The following is a 19510-nucleotide window of genomic DNA, read 5'->3' as shown; positions in this document are numbered from 1 at the left end:
TAGGGAGGAAAGTTAGAGGGCGAAGGCGCCGTCGGTGGGTTTGACCGGTGCCGGGAGGTGCGTTTCCCCTTCCAGGAAGGTGTCAACTGCGGCGGCGGCCGCGCGGCCCTCGGCGATGGCCCATACGATGAGGGACTGTCCGCGACCGGCATCTCCGGCGACGAAAACGCCTTCGTGACTGGTCTGGTAATCAGTGCCGCGTTCGACATTACCCCGGTCAGTGAACGGAAGCGTCAACTGGTGCTCGAGATCGTTCGCCTCCGGGCCGGTGAAGCCGAGGGCGAGAAGCACGAGATCGGCGGGAATTTCGCGTTCCGTGCCCGCCTTCGGCACGCGGCGTCCGTCCATGTACTCGGTCTCGGCAATTCGGATCGCGCGTACCTCACCGACATCGTTGGAGAGGAATTCGACGGTCGACGCGAGGTATTCGCGAGTTCCGCCCTCCTCGTGGGCGCTGGACACCTCGAAGAGGGTCGGAGCCATCGGCCACGGCTGGTGCTCGGGGCGTGCCGTCCCCGGCTGCTTTCCGATCGCGAGGTTTGTGACGGATGCGGCGAGCTGACGGTGTGCCGTTCCGATGCAGTCCGCCCCGGTGTCGCCACCGCCCAGAATGACAACGTGCTTGCCCTCGGCGGTGATCTGGTCGGCGATCGTTCCGCCGGCACCCACCTTGTTCTGCTGCACGAGGTATTCCATCGCGAAGTGCACACCGGGCAGGTCACGCCCGGGGACCGGCAGATCCCGCGGCACCATCGCGCCCGTGGCCACCACAACGGCGTCGTAGCGGGCACGCAGGTCGTCCCAGGTGATGTCGACGCCGATGTTGACTCCGGCACGGAACCGCGTGCCCTCGGCGGTCATCTGGGCGAGCCGGAGCTCCAGGTGCTTCTTCTCCATCTTGAAGTCGGGAATCCCGTAGCGCAGCAGGCCGCCGATGCGGTCATCCCGCTCGAACACGGCAACCGTGTGGCCGGCGCGGGTGAGCTGCTGAGCGGCGGCGAGGCCCGCCGGGCCGGAGCCGACAACGGCCACGGTCTTACCGGTCAGGCGCCCGGGAGGCTGCGGCTGCACCCAGCCCTTGGCGAAGGCCTGGTCGATGATCGACACCTCGACCTGTTTGATCGTGACGGCCGGCTGGTTGATACTCAGCACACACGACGACTCGCACGGAGCAGGGCACAGACGCCCGGTGAACTCCGGAAAATTGTTGGTCGCGTGCAGACGTTCGATGGCTTGTCGGCCCTCGTCGCGCCACACCAGGTCGTTCCATTCCGGGATCAGGTTGCCCAGCGGGCAGCCCTGGTTGCAGAACGGCACACCACAATCCATGCACCGCCCGGCCTGACGCTTGAGCACGGCGGAGTCGCCCTGCTCGTAGACCTCTTTCCAGTCCATCAGACGAACCGAGACCGGCCGACGGACCGGCAACTCGCGTTCGGTTGTCTTGAGGAATCCCTTCGGATCAGCCATTGGTTACCTCCAAAATTCGGTTCCAGACAACGTCACCGTCGGGATCGAGTCCCTCATCGACGGCGGACTGCCTGGTCGCCAGCACGGCCGCGTAGTCACGCGGCAGTACCTTGACGAATGTGCTCATGGTTTCTTCCAGGTTCGTCAGCATGCGCGCCGCCAGGGTGGAACCCGTCTGGTCACGGTGCTGCTCGAGCAGGTCACGCACGATCTCCTGGTCGGCGCTTCCCAGTGCCGAGAGCGTGAGCTCTCCGGATTCGAGGGCGTTGTAGTTGACGAGTTGCGCGTCGAGCCCGTACACGTATGCGGTACCGCCGGACATGCCGGCGCCGAGGTTACGCCCGGTGCTCCCGAGGATGACGGCGAGGCCGCCGGTCATGTATTCCAACGCGTGGTCCCCCACGCCCTCCACAACCGCGGTCGCTCCGGAGTTGCGCACGAGGAATCGTTCACCGACCATGCCCCGGATGAACATGCTGCCCTGTGTGGCACCATACCCGATCACGTTTCCGGCGATGACGTTGTCTTCGGCGGGGAAGGTGCTGCTGCGGTCGGGGAGCACGACGATCTGGCCGCCGGAGAGTCCCTTGCCCACATAGTCGTTGGAATCCCCCTCCAGTTTCAGGGTGATGCCGCTCGGCAGGAACGCGCCGAAGGATTGGCCGGCGGAGCCGGTGAGGGTGACCTCGATGGAACCGTTCGGCAGGCCGTGCTGGCCGTGGCGCAGCGTGACCTCGTGTCCGAGCATGGTTCCCACGGCACGTTCCGTGTTGCGGATCGGCAGGTCGATTTTCACCTGCCCGCCGTGGTCGAGCACGCTCGCGCTGCGCCGGATCAGTTCGTTGTCGAAATGCAGGTCCAGCTCGTGCTCCTGGCCACGGCGGTGCTGGCGCGGTTCCGACTCCGAGAAGTCGGGGCCGACCAGAATCGGCGAGAGGTCCAGTCCGGAGGCCTTCCAGTGTTTCATGGCCCGGTTCACGTCGAGCAGTTCGCGGTGCCCGATCACCTCGTCGAGGCTGCGGTAGCCCAGTTCTGCGAGGTACTCGCGTACCTCTTGGGCGATGAACTCGAAGAAGTTGATGACGTACTCCGCCTTGCCCGTGAACCGCTTGCGCAGCTCAGGGTTTTGGGTGGCGACACCAACGGGGCAGGTGTCGAGGTGGCAGACCCGCATCATGATGCAGCCCTCCACCACGAGCGGCGCCGTGGCGAACCCGAATTCCTCGGCGCCGAGCAGGGCCCCGATGATGACGTCGCGGCCGGTCTTCAGCTGGCCGTCCACCTGCACGACAACGCGGTCGCGCATCCCGTTGAGCATCAGGGTCTGCTGGGTTTCGGCGAGGCCGAGTTCCCACGGCGTCCCGGCATGCTTGAGGGAGTTGAGCGGGCTCGCACCCGTTCCACCATCGTGGCCGCTGATCAGAATGACGTCGGAGAGCGCCTTCGCGACACCCGCCGCGACCGCTCCGATGCCGGACTGGCTGACGAGCTTCGTGTGGATGCGGGCCTTGGGGTTCGCGCGTTTGAGGTCGAAGATCAACTGCTTGAGGTCTTCGATCGAGTAGATGTCGTGGTGCGGCGGCGGGGAGATGAGCCCGACGCCCGCGGTCGCGTTGCGCGTGCGGGCAATCCAGGGGTACACCTTCGTCGGCGGCAGCTGGCCGCCCTCGCCGGGCTTGGCCCCCTGTGCGAGCTTGATCTGGATGTCGTCCGCGTGGGTCAAGTACATGCTCGTGACCCCGAAGCGTCCGGAGGCGACCTGTTTGACGGAGCTGCGACGTTCGGGGTCGAGCAGTCGCTCGAGGTCCTCGCCGCCCTCACCGGTGTTGGAGCGTCCTCCGAGCTTGTTCATCGCGATGGCGAGCGTCTCGTGCGCCTCCTGGGAGATCGACCCGTAGCTCATCGCGCCGGTGGAGAAGCGCTTGACGATGGACGCCACGGATTCCACCTCGTCGAGCGGCACCGCCCGGCGCGCACCCATGTTGAAGCCGAACATGCCGCGGAGGGTCATCAGCGTTTCGGACTGGTCGTCGACGAGTTTTGTGTACTCGCGGAAGATGTCGTAACGACGCGTGCGAGTGGAGTGCTGCAGGCGGAAGATCGTCTCCGGGTTGAACAGGTGAGGGGCGCCGTCGCGGCGCCACTGGTATTCGCCGCCGGTGAGCAGGCGCTCGTGGGCGGTGACGGCGGCATCCATCGGATACGCCACCATGTGGCGTTGCAGCGTCTCGGCCGCGATGACGTCGATGCCGATGCCGCCGAGCTTCGTGGTCGTTCCGGTGAAGTACTGGTCGACGAATTCCTGACCGAGTCCGACGGCTTCGAAGGCCTGGGCGCCCGCATACGACGACACGGTCGAGATGCCCATCTTGGACATGATTTTGAGCACGCCCTTGCCGAGCGCCTTGATCACGTTGTTCACGGCCTTTTCGGCCGTGACGTTGGTGATCATGCCGCTGCGTACCAGGTCCTCGCAGGTTTCCATGGCGAGGTAGGGGTTGACCGCTGAGGCTCCGTAGCCGATCAGGGTGGCAACATGGTGCACCTCGCGCACATCGCCGGCCTCGACGATCAGGCCGACCTTCATACGGTTTTCGGTGCGGATGAGGTGGTGGTGCACCGCCGCGATCATCAGCAGCGACGGGATCGGCGCGAGGTCCTTGTTCGAGTCACGGTCGGAGAGCACGATGAACAGCGCCCCGTCTTCGATGGCCTCGTCGACCTCGAGGCAGAGCGCATCGAGGCGGCTGGACAGCGCGTCGGCGCCGTCCTCAAACCGGTAGAGCCCGCGAATGGTCGTGGTCGTGCGACTGCCGATGGCCGGGTCGATGTGCTGGATTTTGGCCAGCTCATCGTTGTTGATCACGGGGAAATCGAGGACAACCTGGCGGGCGTGTTCCGGGCCGGCGAGCAGGAGGTTGCGCTCCGGGCCGAGTCCCAGCTTGAGCGAGGTGACCACTTCTTCGCGGATGGAGTCGAGCGGCGGGTTCGTGACCTGCGCGAACTGCTGCGCGAAGTAATCGAACATGAGGCGGGGTCGATCGCTCAGTACCGCGATCGGGGTGTCGGATCCCATCGCGCCGAGGGGTTCGGCGCCCGTGCGTGCCATCGGGGCGAGCAGGATGCGCACTTCCTCTTCGGTGTAGCCGAAGGTGCGCTGGCGACGCACCACGGATGCCGGCGGGTGCACGATGTGCTCGCGCTCCGGGAGGTCCTTGAGGTTGATGCGTCCGGCATCGAGCCAGTCGCCCCAGGGTTTGCTTGCGGACAGATCGTCCTTGATCTCGTCGTCTTCGATGATCCGGCCGGCGACCGTGTCCACGAGGAACATCTTGCCGGGACGCAGTCGCCCCTTGCGCACCACGCGGCTCGGGTCGATGTCGAGGACACCGATCTCGCTCGCCAGAACGACAAGCCCGTCATCGGTGATGAGGTATCGGCCGGGGCGGAGCCCGTTGCGGTCGAGCGTGGCGCCGACGAGTCCTCCGTCGGTGAAGACGATGGCGGCCGGTCCGTCCCACGGCTCCATGAGCATCGAGTGGTACTCGTAGAAGTCGCGGCGTTGCGCGTCGAGGTCCGGCTGGTTCTCCCAGGCTTCGGGCATCATCATCATGACCGCGTGCGGCAGGGAACGACCGGACAGGCTCAGCAGCTCGACCACCTCGTCGAAGGACGCGGAGTCGCTGCCTCCGGGCGTGACGATCGGAAGGAGCGGGGCGAGATCGCCGAGTTCGACCGATTCAAGCTGTGATTGGCGCGCACTCATCCAGTTGCGGTTGCCCTGCACCGTGTTGATCTCGCCGTTGTGCGCAATCATCCGGAACGGCTGCGCGAGCGGCCAGGAGGGGAACGTGTTGGTCGAGTAACGGGAGTGCACGAGCGCCAGGGTTGAGGCGAAGCGATCGTCGGAGAGGTCGGGGTAGAACGGTTCGAGCTGGAGCGACGTCACCATGCCCTTGTAGACCAGGGTGCGGCAGGACAGGGAGGGGAAGTACAGCTCCAGCTCGCGCTCGGCACGCTTGCGCAAACGGAGCGCCTGGCGGTCGAGCGCGATGCCGCCGACGGTGTCGCCGTCATCGTCCGTGAGGCGGCTCTGCACGAACAACTGCTGGATCGCGGGCATGGCAGCGCGCGCCAGGTTGCCGAGCTCGTCGGGGCGCACCGGCACCTCGCGCCAGCCGAGCACGTCGAGGTTTTCCTCCTCGGCCTTGCGGTTGAGGGCGCGTTTGATGCTCGTGCGGGCAGTCGGGTCGGTCGGCAGGAACACGTTGCCCACGGCGTAGCGCCCCATGGGCGGCAGCTCGAAGTCCGTGACCTCGCGGAGGAAGGCGTCGGGTACCTGCGTGACGATTCCGGCGCCGTCGCCGGTGCCGGCGTCGGAGCCCACGGCGCCACGATGCTCGAGGTTGCGGAGGGCATCCAGGGCCAGCGCGATGATGTCGTGTCCCGGCGTTCCCCGAAGGGTGGCGACCATCGCCAGACCACAGGCGTCACGCTCGGCCGCAGGGTCGTAGAGACCCTGTTTGGCCGGCACCGTGCTGAATTTGGAGTAGAGAGAGTTCTGCGTCATGGAGACCGTCCTCACGAAATGACTGGCAGGGAGGGACGACGCTGGCCCGCTGGAAAAGAAGAAACACGGCAACCCGGGGCGCTACGCGCAGGTGGACCGGGTGCAGGGGTTGGCCTGGCCGGAGTTACGTGGGTGAAGAGGCGCTACCCGCGGGTGCTTGTGGCGGTGGGAGCGTGGTGTGCATCGGACCCTTCGGCATCAGCGCCGTCGTCCTCGAGGTCCGAATCAGTGTCTTGTGATTCTACATCAGGATCGGGAGCGATCCACTCGCGGCCGGGAACGCAGGCGCTCGGCTCGAGCCCCGGGTGCCCCCGACGTTGCACCAGGAAGATGATGATGCCCAGCAGGATGGCGCCGAAGGCCGCCCATACGTTGGTGCGAATGCCCAGGTAGATCTCACTCGGGTCGATGCGGATGCTCTCGAAGAAGCTGCGTCCGACGCCGTACCAGATGAGGTAGACGGCGATGGCCTTGCCCCATCGCAGGTTGATGCGTCGTTCCAGCATCAGGATGACGATGACCCCGACGACGTTCCAGATCATCTCGTACAGGAATGTGGGGTGGAACAGCGTCTCCGGGGGAAGGCCCACCGGGTACGCCGCGTTGGTGGATTCAATTTCCAGTCCCCAGGGAAGAGTGGTGGGGACGCCGAAGAGCTCGTGGTTGAACCAGTTGCCGAGGCGCCCGGTAGCCTGTGCGATGAGCATGGCCGGAGCCACGGCATCCGCGAAGGACCAGAAGCGAACCCCGGTCTGACGGCACCCGATGTAGGCGCCGATGGCGCCTCCGATCAGGGAGCCGAAGATGGCGTTGCCGCCCTCCCAGATCTTCACCGTGTCCCAGAGATCCGCGCCGTCATAGAAGTAGTCACCGGGGTGCGTGAGCACGTGGTAGACGCGTGCGCCGACGATGCCGAGCGGAACGGCCCAGAGAATGATGTCGAGAACGACTCCCGGCTCGGCGCCTCGTTTGCTCAGGCGACGCGACGTGATCATCGTGGCCAGGATGATTCCGGCCAGGATGCAGAGGGCGTACGCGTGGATGGTGAGCGGACCCACGCTGAAGGAACTCCATTCGGGGCCGGGACTCGGGATGCTCAGGGGCAGAGACAAATCAGTGTTACCTTCCGGAGATTGCGGGACGCTCGAAACCGCAGAGACGGTGCGTACCGCGGTCGATCAGTCGAATTTATTCTAGAGCGTGCGGATGTCGCGTGTGCCCTCGGAGAGGGCGAGGGCGAGCGCGGCCACGGCCGGAACGCCGCCGTCGGCGAGGGCTTTCACGAGAGCGGATCCCACGATGGCGCCGTCGGCGTAGCCGAGGATTTCGCGTACCTGTTCCGGCGTGGAGATTCCCAGGCCGACGCAGGCGCTTGTGGATCCGGCGGCGCGCAGGCGCTCGATCAGGATTCGAGCGGCCGAGTCCACTCCGGCACGCGCGCCGGTGGTGCCCATGGTGGATACCGCGTACACGAATCCGCGGCTTGCCGCGATGGCCTGGTCGAGGCGCGCGTCCGAGGAGGACGGCGCCGCGAGGAAGACCCGGTCGAGGCCGGTTCGTTCGCTCGCGGCCATCCAATCGCCGGCCTCGTCGGGAATCAGGTCGGGCGTGATGAGGCCCGCGCCGCCCGCAGCGAGCAGGTCGTCGGCGAACCGGTCGACGCCGTACTGCACGACCGGGTTCCAGTAGGTCATGACGAGTACCGGGGCGCTCACCTGAGCGGTGATGGCCGCGACGGCCTCGAAGCCGTGGCGCAGGCGGAACCCGCCGGCCAAAGCCTTCTGGGTGGCGACCTGGATGACCGGGCCGTCCATGACCGGGTCGGAATACGGCAGTCCGAGCTCGATGATGTCGACGCCGTTGGCGGCCAGGGCCACCGCCGCGTCGATGCTCTCGGTCAGGGTCGGGAAGCCGACCGGAAGGTAGCCGATGAGGGCGCCGCTTCCGGCTTCACGCCGCAGCGCGATCGTCGTCTCCACAGAGCTGACAACGGTGTCACCGGTCGCCGCGTGATTGGGGGTGTTGCTCATGACTGTTCTGCACCTTCGTCGACGAGCTCAAAATACCGGGCGGCGGTGGCCATGTCCTTGTCACCGCGGCCGCTCAGGTTCACCAGGATCGTCGCGTCCGGGCCGAGCTTCCGCCCCAGTTCCAGGGTTCCGGCGAGGGCATGCGCCGATTCGATGGCGGGGATGATTCCCTCGGTCTGGCTGAGCAGGCGCAGGGCAGACATCGCCGCGGCGTCTGTGACGGGCAGGTAGTCGGCCCGGCCGATGCTGGAGAGCCACGCGTGCTCCGGCCCGACACCGGGATAGTCCAGGCCGGCCGAGATCGAGTACGACTCGATCGTCTGGCCGTCTTCGTCCTGCAGCAGGAAGCTGCGGGCTCCGTGGAGCACTCCGGGACGACCCTTGGTCAGGGTCGCGGCGTGACGGGGTGTTTCGGCGCCGTCGCCGGCGGCCTCGTACCCGTAGAGGGCGACATCCGGGTCGTCGAGGAACGCGTGAAAGATGCCCATCGCGTTCGAACCGCCGCCGACGCACGCGGTGACGGCGTCCGGAAGCTTGCCCGTGAGGTCGAGAACCTGCTGGCGGGCCTCGTCGCCGATGATCTTCTGGAAGTCACGCACCATGGTGGGGAACGGGTGCGGTCCGGCGACGGTTCCGAAGATGTAGTTGGTGGTCTCAACGTTGGTCACCCAGTCACGCATGGCGTCGTTGATCGCGTCTTTGAGCGTGCGGGACCCGGTCTTCACCGGAATCACCTCGGCGCCCAGCAGGCGCATGCGGGCAACGTTCAACGCCTGACGCTCTGTGTCCACCTCACCCATGTAGACGACGCATTCGAGCCCGAAGAGCGCGGCGACCGTCGCCGTGGCGACGCCGTGCTGGCCCGCACCGGTCTCGGCGATGACGCGGGTCTTGCCGATGCGCTTGGTGAGCAGCGCCTGGCCGAGGGCGTTGTTGATCTTGTGCGACCCGGTGTGGTTCAGGTCTTCTCGTTTGAGGATGATGCGTGCGCCGCCGGCGTGCTCGGCGAAGCGGGGAACCTCGGTGATGATCGACGGCCGACCGGTGTAGCTGCGGTGGAGCTCCATGAGCTCGGCCGCGAACTCCGGGTCCTTCTTCGCGAGGTCGTACTCCTCCGTGAGTTCGTCCAGGGCGGCCACGAGGGACTCCGGGACGAAGCGTCCCCCGAAGTCACCGAAGTACGGGCCGGCGTGTTCGCTCAGGGGCTGGTCGCTTGCGGGCTGGGAATCCACGGGCATGTCTTATACCGCCAAAAATTCGGAGAGGGTGCGGATGGGGTCGCTCGTGACGAGCGCTTCGCCGACGAGCACCACGTCGGCCCCGGCGGAGCGGTAGTGGGCGACATCGGCGGCCGTCTTGACGGCGGACTCGGCGACGCGCACCACACCGGACGGAATCCGGTCAGCCAGGGAACCGAACAGGTCCTGGTCGAGGGTGAACGTGGACAGGTTGCGTGCGTTGACGCCCACCAGGCTGGCGCCGATGTCGAGCGCGCGGTTCACCTCGTCGCCGCTGTGGGTTTCAACGAGCGCGGTCATGCCCAGGTCCCGAATCAGGTCGTGCAGGAACAACAGGGTGGCCTGATCCAGCGCGGCAACAATGAGCAGAACGAGGTCGGCGCCGGCTGCACGTGCTTCGAGCACCTGGTAGGGCGTTCCGATGAAGTCCTTGCGGAGCACGGGGATCGTCGCCGCTGCCCGTACCTGTTCGAGGTCGGCGAGCGTTCCGCGGAAGCGGCGCCCTTCGGTGAGGACGCTGATGGCGCTCGCTCCCCCGGCCTCGTACGAGGCCGCGAGTGCTGCAGGGTCGACGATGTCGGCGAGTTCCCCGCGGGAAGGGCTGGCGCGCTTGATCTCGGCGATGATTTTGACGTGATCGGCGGGCGAAAGCGCCGCCAGGGCGTCGAGGGCGGCGGGGCGGTCGTGTGCCGCGCTTTCGACGTCGGCGAAGGGACGGTGGACGCGGCGTTCTTCGGCGTCGGCGATTGCGCCGGCCAGTAGCTCGGAGAGCACTCGGCTAGTGACCGTGCGGTGCTGCGGTCACGTCACCCACGCCGTAGCCGGCCTTGCCCATGACCCAGCCGACGATGGCGCCGACGATCAAGAGGCCGAAGGAGGCCCATACGAGCCACGGGATCACGAAGAAAAAGGCAGTGGTGCCGATCGTGAAGGCCAGCAGCATGATGATGACTGCCGTCCAGGCGGCCGGCGAGTGGCCGTGACCCGGGTCTGACGCGTCGATGCTCATGAATCTCCTTTTGTGCGTTGACGAACGTTTATATTGTAGCGGGCGGGCGGACCGGTCTACGCGGTGGGGTCCTCGCCGCGGCTGAGGTCGTCCCAGTCGACGACGGCGTCCGGCTCGGCGCGCGCGGCCGGGGTGCCGTCAGCCGGCACGAGGCGGGTGGCCTGGTAGCGCGTGGTCGGTCCGGGCCATCGCGACGCGGTGGCGATGATGCCGACGCCGGTCACGAGCATGAGCACGGATGCCGCCAGGGCCACGGCGGGCCACGGGGACACGGAGGCGGACGAAACCGCGGCGAGGATGGACTCGGTTCCGGCGATTCCCGTGGCCTGGGTGACGGCAGGCGCGCTCGCGAGGGCGGGATTGTCCAGCACCAGGTAGGCGGAGAGAAAGACCGACACCGCCAGCAGTATTTCAAGCGCGCCGAGAACAACGCGAATGCCGCGGCCGGCGATGGTCAGTGCCCCTCCGAGGGCGAATCCGGCAAGGGCCAGCGCCGTGACTGCCGGTGCGGCATCCGCCCCGTCCACGGCGAGGGTGAGCGCATCCGCATCGGTGGCGGAAACGACGGCATACACCCACACCTGCGTCCATGCGAGGAGGGCGAGGATGCCAGCGACCAGCACGAGCAGGATGAAGACGAGCTTCAACCGCCGCGGCGAGGTGCGGGACAGTATGGCGGCCATGACCTAGTCGACCCGACGCATCGCGTTGGCGACCGCGACCGCGCGCAGCGGCGCGGCCGCTTTGTTCTGCGATTCCTGATACTCCGACTCGGGGTCGGAGTCCAGCACCAATCCTCCGCCGGCCTGCACCCGGGCGACACCGTCCTTGATGGTGGCCGTGCGGATCGCGATGGCGAGGTCGGCGTCGCCGGCGAAACCGAAGTAGCCCACGACTCCCCCGTAGACACCCCGCTGCGCCGGTTCGAGCGAGTCGATGATTTCGAGCGCCCGGGGTTTCGGCGCGCCGGACAGCGTGCCGGCGGGGAACGCGGCCCGGAAGACATCGATGGCCGTTTTGTCGGGGAGCAGGTTTCCCTCGACCGAGGAGACGAGATGCATGATGTGGCTGAACCGCTCGATGCGTTTGAACTCGGTGACTTCGACGGACCCGGCCGCACAGACCTTGAGGAGGTCGTTGCGGGCGAGGTCGACGAGCATCAGGTGTTCGGCACCCTCCTTCGCGTCGTCGGCGAGTTCATCGGCGAAGTCGGCGTCGGCCTCCGGCGTGCTTCCACGCGGCTTGGATCCGGCGATCGGGTGGGTGAAGACGCGGCCTTTCTGCACCTTGACGAGGGCCTCCGGCGACGACCCCACAATCCAATAGGGCTCGCCGGAGGGTGATTCCAGGCTCAGCAGGTACATGTACGGGCTCGGGTTGAGACTGCGGAGCACCCGGTACACATCGATCGGGTGCGCGGTGCACTCAAGGTCGAATCGTTGTGAGATGACGACCTGGAAGACGTCCCCCGCCACGATGTGTTCCTTCGCCTTCGCGACGGAGGCAAGAAAATCGTCCCGCTCCGTGCGGTTGCTGGGGTACGCCGGGGTCGTGAGGTCGACCTCGGCCAGCCACGTTTCGCTCGGAACGGCGAGGCGCGCCTGCAGGGAGTCGAGCCGGGACTGGGCGGCGGCCCAGAGTTCGTCCGGCGTGTCGGTGCCGTCGTTGAGCACGTTGGCGATGAGCTGCACCGTGCCGTACTTGTGGTCGAGCGCCACCAGATCCGCGACGAAGCTGAAGGACTGGCCGGGCACGTCGTAGTCGGCCGGCGGCTGGTGCGGGAGTCTTTCGATCTGACGGATGGCCTCCCATCCGATGAAGCCGACGAGGCCGCCGGTCAGCGGAGGGTGCTCGACGAGCCGCGGCGTCTGCCAGCGTTCGAAGAGGTAGTTGAGGGCGGCGAGCGGCCCCAGGGTGACGGCGTCGCCGAGCGCACGTTCCGCGGAGATGCCGTAATCGATCCACCGGGTCTCGTCGCCGTCCTGGGTGAGCACGCCGAAGGAGGACACCCCGACGAACGAGAAGCGCGACCAGATGCCGCCCTGCTCGGCGGATTCGAGCAGAAAGCTGCCGGGCTTCTGGCCGGCCAGCTTGCGGTAGATGCCCATCGGCGTTTCGCCGTCGGCGAAGAGTTCGCGCATCACCGGGATGACGCGGTGTTCACCGAGAAGAGCGGCGAACTGCTCGCTCGTGGTGGTTCCGGCGCTCATTCTGCGGGCCGTTCCATGGTGACGACGTCCAGTTCTCGACCGTCGAAGCAGGTGCGCGTTCCGGTGTGGCAGGCCACTCCGACCTGATCGACCTGAACCAGGAGGGTGTCGTCGTCGCAGTCCAGCGCGGCAGAGCGCACGTACTGCGCGTGGCCGGAGGTGTCACCCTTGCGCCAGTACTCCTGGCGGCTGCGTGACCAGAACGTCACACGTCCCTCGGTGGTCGTGCGCCGCAGTGCCTCGCGGTCCATCCACCCGAGCATCAGCACCTCGCCGGTGTCCCATTGTTGGATCACGGCCGGGAGCAGCCCGTCGGAGTTGAAGACCGCCGCGTCGAGCCGAGTGTCGTTCGTCATCAGCGCACCTGCATTCCGGCATCCGCCAGCTCTCGCTTGACGTCACCAATCGTAAGAATCTCGCCGTGAAAAACGGATGCCGCGAGAACAGCGTCGGCGCCCGCCCTGATGGCGGGTGGAAAATCTTCGACCCGCCCGGCGCCGCCGGACGCGATCACGGGCACACGGCTGATGCCCCGCATCAGGGCGATCAGTTCGGTGTCGAATCCGGCCTTCGTGCCGTCGGCGTCGATGGAGTTGACGAGAAGCTCGCCCGCTCCCAGCTCGATGGCCTGCGTCGCCCACACGACGGCATCGATGTCGGTCTCCGTGCGCCCGCCGTGCGTGGTGACGATGAAGCCGGACTCGGTGCGGTCGCTGCGCTTCACGTCGAGGGAGAGCACGATGACCTGCGCGCCGAACCGATCGGCGATCTCGGTGATCAGCGCCGGCCGGGCGATCGCGGCGCTGTTGAGACCGACCTTGTCTGCCCCGCTGGCCTGCAGCCGAGAGACGTCTTCGACGCTTCGAATGCCTCCGCCCACCGTGAGCGGGATGAAGACCTGCTCGGCGGTTGCCCGGACGACATCGTAGGTCGTGGCGCGGTTATCGACGGTGGCGGTGACGTCGAGGAACGTGAGTTCGTCGGCGCCCTGCTCGTAGTACATCCGGGCGAGTTCGACGGGATCGCCGGCGTCGCGAAGGTTCTTGAAGTTGACTCCCTTCACGACGCGCCCGTTGGCCACGTCGAGGCAGGGAATGACTCGGACCGAGAGGCTCATGTCGGGCTCCCCGGGTTAGAGACGGGCGTTGTGGATGGTGGTGACGAGGATCGCCCGGGCGCCGATGGCGTAGAGCGAGTCCATCACGTTGTTCATGTCGAGGCGCGCAATCATCACGCGAACGGCAACCCACTCCGGGTCGTGCAAGGACGAGACCGTCGGGGACTCGATGCCGGTGGCGATGTCGCAGGCGTCGTCGAGCAGTGCGGACGGGATGTCATAGTCCAGCAGCACGTACTGTCGGGCGACGAGCACGCCCTGCAGTCGCCGCAGCAGCGTGGCGATGCCCGGCTTGTCGTTTTCGGAGCTGATGAGCACCGCCGTCGACTCCAAAATGACCGGGCCGAAGATTTCGAGGCCGGCCTTGCGCAGAGTCGTGCCGGTGGACACGACGTCGGCGACGGCATCCGCGACGCCCAACTGCACGGCCGATTCGACGGCACCGTCGAGGGGAACGAGGGTGACCTTCACGTCGTAGCCGGCGAGGAACTTCTCCACGAGGACGGGGTAGCTCGTGGCCACGCGCAGGCCGGTGAGGTCGGACAGTTCGCGGAAGCGTCCGGCCGGTCCGGCGAAGCGGAACGTGGAGTCGCCGAAGTCGAGACTGGCGATCTCCGGCGCCGTCGACCCTGAGTCGAGCAGCAGGTCACGGCCGGTGATTCCCACGTCGAGGGCACCGGAGCCCACGTAGGTGGCGATGTCGCGTGGACGCAGGTAGAAGAACTCCACGTCGTTGCGGGGGTCGGCGGCGACGAGGTCGCGCGGGTCGCGGCGGCCCCGGTACCCGGCCTCTGACAGCATTTGGGCGGCGGTTTCGGACAACGAGCCCTTGTTGGGCACGGCAATTCTTAGCATGGGGACACTCTCTGGTGATGTGGATTCGGGTTCTGAGTGGCGCGGTTGCCGCGTCGCAGTTCTCGGATCAGAGATGTCGGTACACGTCGGCGGGCGACAAGCCCTTCGCGATCAGCAGAACCTGAAGGTGGTACAGCAACTGAGAAATCTCGGCCGCCGTCTCTTCATCGCTCTGGAACTCCGCGGCCATCCATACCTCGGCGGCCTCTTCGACAATTTTCTTGCCGATGGCGTGCACTCCGGCGTCCAGTTCGCGAACGGTACCGGACCCTTCCGGGCGGTTCAGGGCCTTGTCGCTCAGCTCAGCAAAAAGGTCATCAAAAGTCTTCACCTGTCTAGGTTACTCGTGCCCGTGGCGGTGGCGGGCCGCGGTGGCGCGCAGCAGGGCGATCCGTGCCGCCGGATCGTCGGCGCCGAACACACTCGAACCGGCCACGAACGTGTCGGCGCCGGCTTCGGCGGCGATCCCGATGGTCTGCTCTGTGATGCCGCCGTCGACCTGCAACCAGACATCGAGTCCACTTGATTTCACGGCCGCGGAGAGAAGCTCGAGCTTGGGCATCGTCGACTCCATGAAGCTTTGGCCGCCAAACCCCGGCTCGACGGTCATCACGAGCACTTGGTCGAATTCCGGCAGCAGCTCGAGGTACTGCTCCACCGGGGTGCCGGGCTTCAGGGCCAGGCCCGCGCGCGCGCCGATCTGGCGCAGCCGGCGGGCCAGGGCCACGGCGTCCGTTGCCGCTTCGGCGTGAAAGGTGACTGAGTAGGCGCCGACCTCGGCGTAGCCTGGGGCCCATTTGTCGGGGTCGTCGATCATGAGGTGCACGTCGAGGGGCAGCGGAGAGACCTGCTGCAAGCGGTCGACCATAGCGAGCCCGAACGTGAGATTGGGCACGAAATGGTTGTCCATGATGTCGACGTGCACGAGGTCCGCGGTGCGAATGCGCCCGAGCTCACGTTCGAAATTGGCGAAATCGGCGGCCAGGATGCTCGGGTTGATGCGTATGGGCATGCCGAAAGCCTAGACGAACGGATGCCGCGGGGAGTCTAACCCTGGGGGACCCCGCGTCGGCGGAAGGCTGCGAAGCCGATCGCCATGAGTGCCACGGCGATGGCGGTCATCATCGTGAGTGCGCCGATCTGGATCGCGCCGACCGGGGGGTTGCCCACATGACTGGTCGGCGAGATGTCGAGCACCCACTGGTTAAATTTCAGGCCGGGACCGAGGAACGCGATGAACGTCATCACGGCATAGCCGGCCCAGGCGATCGCGAACAGCCGAGGACGGAGACCGTAGACCGCCAGCGCAAGTCCCGCGAGCACCAACTCGGCCGGAAGGTAGGCCAGGCCGGACGTCAGAGTGGGGCCGAACTCTGCCATGTCGCCGACCGACAGCGCGGTCGCGAAGCCCAGAACCAGCGACGAGCCGAGCACGATCGTGACAAGCCCGCCCAACACCACCAGTGTGTGCGAGGCAAGCCAGCGGGCCCGGGACAACGTGCCGGAAAGCCGAGTCTCCAGCCGACCGTCGGTTTCCTCGGCCCGCAGCGTACCGATGGCTTGGACGACGTACCCGGCCGCGACGATGGCCAGGTAGAGCTGGGTGACCGCGACGAACCCGTCCAGAGGCCGACCGTTGGCGATGCCCATGGCCGCGGCAAGCGCCGGGTTGCCGGCCACCGCATCGAGGAGCTGCTGGGAGAGGGCTCCCATCATCCCGGCCAGCAGGGCGCCCCCGGATAGCCAACCGAGGGCGGCGGGCCGGTGAATCCATGCCGCAAGTCCGATCGGGCTGCACAGCTGTCGGGCGGCGCGCTCGGGGCCGGCGCCGCCGCGGATAAGCGCGCTCCCCAGGTCGCGCCGGGCGGCCAGCCGCAGCGCCGCACCCCCCAGGGCGATGCCGACCGTGAGCGGGATGGCCAGCGCCCACCACCGTTGGTCCCCGAACGGCGCGGTCTTCTCAGCCCAGCCGAGCGGCGAGAGCCAGGTCACCCAGGTCTCCGTCACGTCACCGATGCCTCGCAGGACGTACGATGCCCCGAGCACGATGAGACTCCAGGTGTAAACCGCCCGGGCGTGCAGGGTGAGCTGCGCCAGCATCGCCGCGAGCCCGGCGAAGACGAAGGCCAGTGCGCAGAGTGAGAGCGCGTAAAGGACCGACCCGGCGAGCGGTACGCCGGAGGCGACCAACCCGACGGCGAACAGCACCCCGGTGGCGGCGATCGTAGCGGTGGCCACGAGGAGTGCGGCCAACGTGGGTTCGTGGCGGGCGATGCGGCCGCCGAGGAGCAGCTCCAGCCGGCCGGACTCCTCCTCGCGGCGCGTCGCCCGCGCCACCAGGCTGATGCCCAGCAGCGGCAGCAGGAAGGCGGCCATGAACCCGAACTCGTCCTGGATCACACCGCCGAGCGAGTCGATGCCCTCCACCTTGCCATTTATGGCGACGAGGGCATTCCCCGAGGTGACGGCCTCGGCGTAGGTATGGATTTTGGCGGGAGTGTCGTAAAGCGCGGCGATGCTGGCGGCGATGCCGATCATGGTCGCGCCCAGCACGAATGCCCAGATCAGAGCGCTGCGCCGCTGAATGCGACCGACGATGCGCAGCATGATGCCCAGACCGTTCGGGCGATCCGAGGCTTCATGACGTCGAGGAGTCATGGGGAGGTCTCCGCGGGATGCTCGTTTGCGGCCGCTTCGTCCGGGTCCCGGGTCTGTCCGTAGTTTCGCAGGAACAGCGCGTCAAGACTGGGTGGCGTGACCGTGAGCGTGTGGATGCCCGCAGTGTGGAGCCGCCCGATGGCAGCATCGAGGTGGTCGGGGTCGATGGTGAATCGGGAGTCCACGTGTCCGTCGAGCCGCTCGTGGTGGTGGTCGGCGACCCCGTCGGCGTCGGCCAGTCCCTCGGGCTTGCGCGCGGTGACGGCGTGGACGGCGCTCCGGGTGTGCCGGCGCAGGTCGGCCAGGGTGCCACTGATGACCGTGCGGCCCCCACGGATGATGCTCACCCGGTCGGCCAGCGCTTCCACCTCACCCATGATGTGACTGGACAGCAGCACGGTCACGCCGTCCGCGCGCCGGTCGCGGACGCACTGCTGGAAGGCCTGTTCCATGAGCGGGTCGAGTCCCGAGGTCGGCTCGTCGAGCACCAACAGGTCCGCATCAGCGGCCAGCGCGGCAATCAGGGCCACCTTCTGCCGGTTGCCTTTGGAGTAGTCGCGAACGCGCTTGGTGGGGTCGAGGTCGAAACGTTCGACGAGGTCCGCTCGTCGCCGCTTGTCGACCCCGCCCTGGGTGGCGCCCAGGACGTCGAGGCATTGACCCCCGGTCAGCGCCGGCCAGAGGGCGACGTCACCGGCGACGTAGGCCAGTCGGCGGTGCAGGCGGGGCGCGTCGTGCCAGGGATCGCCGCCGAACAGTTCGGCGTGGCCCGAGGTGGCCTTCATCAGCCCGAGCAGAACCCGGATCGTCGTGGACTTGCCGGAGCCGTTGGGACCGAGGAAGCCGTGCACCTCGCCGCGGCGCACGGTGAGGTCAAGGCCGTCGAGGGCCCGGACGTTGCCGAAGACCTTGGTGAGTCCTTCGGTGCGGATCACCGGGTGGTTGTCCGTCATGACAGCGACTCCTTCGCCGGGGACGAAAACACGCCCCCGGTGTATACGGTGGCTACCTGGTCGCGCACCAGGATCACGGTCTGGCCGTTGACCAGCAGAAACGCCGCTGGAACGACCGGGTCCTGGGCGAGGAACAGGTTGAATTCATACTCCAGATACTAAACGCCGGGCCGCACGGTGCGAGGGGCGGCCCGACCAGAATGCGGACCTGGGAGAGTGAGAAGAGGTCCCCGGCGCGATGATTCGTTCTCCGACCCGCGTCCGGCACCGAAAGGAACGTCCTTCCAGTGACTGGAATCGTCTTCTAACCGTGACGATTCAGCTGACCGGTGCCCGACTCAGGGGCAAAGGCACGCCGCCGCATCCACCGCAGTGCCCGGTCGCAAGACGAGCCCGTCACCACCGGGGTCGGTCATGTCGCGAGCGCTTCAGCGTGCGCCCGCGTTACTCCGGCGTGGGCGCCGTCGCGGAATGGATCCATTTGGCGTGGTCTCGCAGACCGAAGCGGACACCGAGTCTGATGATCCAGAAGAGGGCGAACGCAAACAACACGAACATGAGAATGTAGATGAGTATCCCGATCGCGTTGAACATGGGCCCACGGTATCAGGCGCCAGGGAGTCGTCGCATCGGTGGGGGGACGTGCCTCCTAAGCGAGGTCGGTACGGTGCACGCGCAGCACGGCGTCGGTCAGGGTGACCGTTGTGCCGTCAGGGCCGACCGCCTCGCGATCGACGAGCCCCTTCGTGACGACGGTCCAGTGGCCCGCCTCAAGCTCAAGGTCCGCGAGAACGTCGTCGGGAGTCGGAAGTGGCTCGGCGTGGGCGCTGTGCCCGGACCACGGCGGGAACGCGGCGTGCCCCACCACGAGCAGATGCCCGCCCGGTGCGACCGCGCACGCCGCCCGGCGCAGAATCTCGTCCCGCGGCAACGCGACCGGTGACTGCAGGAACACGGCCGACACGAGGTCGAAGGTCGTTCCGGGCTGCCAGGTCGCGAGATCGGCCTGGACCCAGCGGATGCGGTCACCGAGCCCGAGGGCATCCGCGCGGGTCTCTCCGCGGGCCAGAGCGGTCGTGGAGATGTCCACGGCCGTGACCTGCCAGCCGCTGCGTGCCAGCCACAGGGCGTCGCCGCCCTCCCCGCTGCCGAGGTCGAGCGCGGTTCCGGGCCGAAGTCCGGTGGCCTCATCTTCAAGGGCGGCATTGGCATGACCGCTCCACATCTGCCCGCCGTCGCCACCGCGCTCGACGTAGCGGCGCTCCCAAAACGCGGTGGGGTCTTCGGACGAATCGATGTCGTGGCCGTGCGCCCCGGTGGGGCCTGGGCTCGTGGATTCCGGGTTCATGTTTACACCCTGAACCCGGCCTAGGATTGGAGCAAGTTTTGATGCCGAATTG

Annotated in this window: 18 protein-coding genes; all 18 read right to left on the bottom strand. The window is 67.1% G+C overall.

Annotated elements, in window-relative coordinates:
- Positions 1 to 12 precede the first annotated feature (12 nt).
- Positions 13 to 1470: a glutamate synthase subunit beta gene (locus AC1MB9_RS05925; RefSeq protein WP_479964109.1), complete on the bottom strand. Its 1458-nt coding sequence runs from the start codon at positions 1468 to 1470 to the stop codon at positions 13 to 15.
- A complete protein-coding gene (gene gltB, locus AC1MB9_RS05920; RefSeq protein WP_479964108.1) occupies positions 1463 to 6040 on the bottom strand; it encodes a glutamate synthase large subunit in 4578 nt (1525 codons plus the stop codon). Before gltB ends, AC1MB9_RS05925 begins: the two co-directional genes overlap by 8 nt.
- A 143-nt stretch (positions 6041 to 6183) precedes the next feature.
- Entirely contained in the window at positions 6184 to 7152 is a 969-nt protein-coding gene (gene lgt, locus AC1MB9_RS05915) for a prolipoprotein diacylglyceryl transferase (protein ID WP_479964107.1), read from the bottom strand.
- An 81-nt stretch (positions 7153 to 7233) separates the two neighbouring features.
- The gene (gene trpA / locus AC1MB9_RS05910; protein WP_479964106.1) at positions 7234 to 8070 is read right to left on the bottom strand and encodes a tryptophan synthase subunit alpha; all 837 of its coding nucleotides are present in this window, start codon (positions 8068 to 8070) and stop codon (positions 7234 to 7236) included.
- Entirely contained in the window at positions 8067 to 9308 is a 1242-nt protein-coding gene (trpB, locus tag AC1MB9_RS05905) for a tryptophan synthase subunit beta (protein ID WP_479964105.1), read from the bottom strand. The genes trpA and trpB overlap by 4 nt, the downstream gene beginning before the upstream one ends.
- Positions 9309 to 9311: 3 nt before the next feature.
- Positions 9312 to 10082, bottom strand: a complete 771-nt coding sequence (gene trpC / locus AC1MB9_RS05900; protein WP_479964104.1) for an indole-3-glycerol phosphate synthase TrpC — start codon at positions 10080 to 10082, stop codon at positions 9312 to 9314.
- Between the two features lie 4 nt (positions 10083 to 10086).
- Entirely contained in the window at positions 10087 to 10317 is a 231-nt protein-coding gene (locus AC1MB9_RS05895) for a DUF6704 family protein (protein ID WP_479964103.1), read from the bottom strand.
- Between the two features lie 56 nt (positions 10318 to 10373).
- The gene (locus AC1MB9_RS05890) at positions 10374 to 11000 is read right to left on the bottom strand and encodes a Trp biosynthesis-associated membrane protein (RefSeq protein WP_479964102.1); all 627 of its coding nucleotides are present in this window, start codon (positions 10998 to 11000) and stop codon (positions 10374 to 10376) included.
- Positions 11001 to 11003: 3 nt separating this feature from the next.
- Positions 11004 to 12527, bottom strand: coding sequence for an anthranilate synthase component I (locus AC1MB9_RS05885; protein ID WP_479964101.1), 1524 nt, complete (start codon positions 12525 to 12527; stop codon positions 11004 to 11006).
- Entirely contained in the window at positions 12524 to 12883 is a 360-nt protein-coding gene (gene hisI, locus AC1MB9_RS05880) for a phosphoribosyl-AMP cyclohydrolase (protein ID WP_479964100.1), read from the bottom strand. The genes AC1MB9_RS05885 and hisI overlap by 4 nt, the downstream gene beginning before the upstream one ends.
- Positions 12883 to 13644 carry an imidazole glycerol phosphate synthase subunit HisF gene (hisF, locus tag AC1MB9_RS05875; protein WP_479964099.1) on the bottom strand — a complete coding sequence of 254 codons (762 nt, stop codon included), beginning with the start codon at positions 13642 to 13644 and terminating at the stop codon, positions 12883 to 12885. Before hisF ends, hisI begins: the two co-directional genes overlap by 1 nt.
- A gap of 15 nt (positions 13645 to 13659) precedes the next feature.
- Entirely contained in the window at positions 13660 to 14499 is an 840-nt protein-coding gene (gene hisG, locus AC1MB9_RS05870) for an ATP phosphoribosyltransferase (RefSeq protein ID WP_479964098.1), read from the bottom strand.
- Positions 14500 to 14566: 67 nt separating this feature from the next.
- A complete protein-coding gene (locus tag AC1MB9_RS05865) occupies positions 14567 to 14830 on the bottom strand; it encodes a phosphoribosyl-ATP diphosphatase (protein WP_134171662.1) in 264 nt (87 codons plus the stop codon).
- 9 nt (positions 14831 to 14839) lie between these two features.
- The gene (gene rpe, locus AC1MB9_RS05860; RefSeq protein ID WP_479964097.1) at positions 14840 to 15511 is read right to left on the bottom strand and encodes a ribulose-phosphate 3-epimerase; all 672 of its coding nucleotides are present in this window, start codon (positions 15509 to 15511) and stop codon (positions 14840 to 14842) included.
- Positions 15512 to 15546: 35 nt separating this feature from the next.
- Complete coding sequence (locus AC1MB9_RS05855; RefSeq protein ID WP_479964096.1) at positions 15547 to 17157, bottom strand: ABC transporter permease; 1611 nt, start codon at positions 17155 to 17157, stop codon at positions 15547 to 15549.
- Positions 17154 to 18110 (bottom strand): ABC transporter ATP-binding protein, encoded by a 957-nt coding sequence (locus tag AC1MB9_RS05850; protein ID WP_479964095.1) that lies wholly within the window; start codon positions 18108 to 18110, stop codon positions 17154 to 17156. The genes AC1MB9_RS05855 and AC1MB9_RS05850 overlap by 4 nt, the downstream gene beginning before the upstream one ends.
- 444 nt (positions 18111 to 18554) lie before the next feature.
- Positions 18555 to 18704, bottom strand: coding sequence for a hypothetical protein (locus AC1MB9_RS05845; RefSeq protein WP_479964094.1), 150 nt, complete (start codon positions 18702 to 18704; stop codon positions 18555 to 18557).
- A gap of 55 nt (positions 18705 to 18759) precedes the next feature.
- Complete coding sequence (locus AC1MB9_RS05840) at positions 18760 to 19458, bottom strand: SAM-dependent methyltransferase (protein WP_479964093.1); 699 nt, start codon at positions 19456 to 19458, stop codon at positions 18760 to 18762.
- Positions 19459 to 19510: the final 52 nt, after the last annotated feature.

It is taken from the genome of Cryobacterium sp. AP27 (assembly GCF_056680495.1).
The sequence above is the reverse complement of the archived record's forward strand: the minus strand, read 5'-3'. Positions and strand labels throughout refer to the sequence as shown.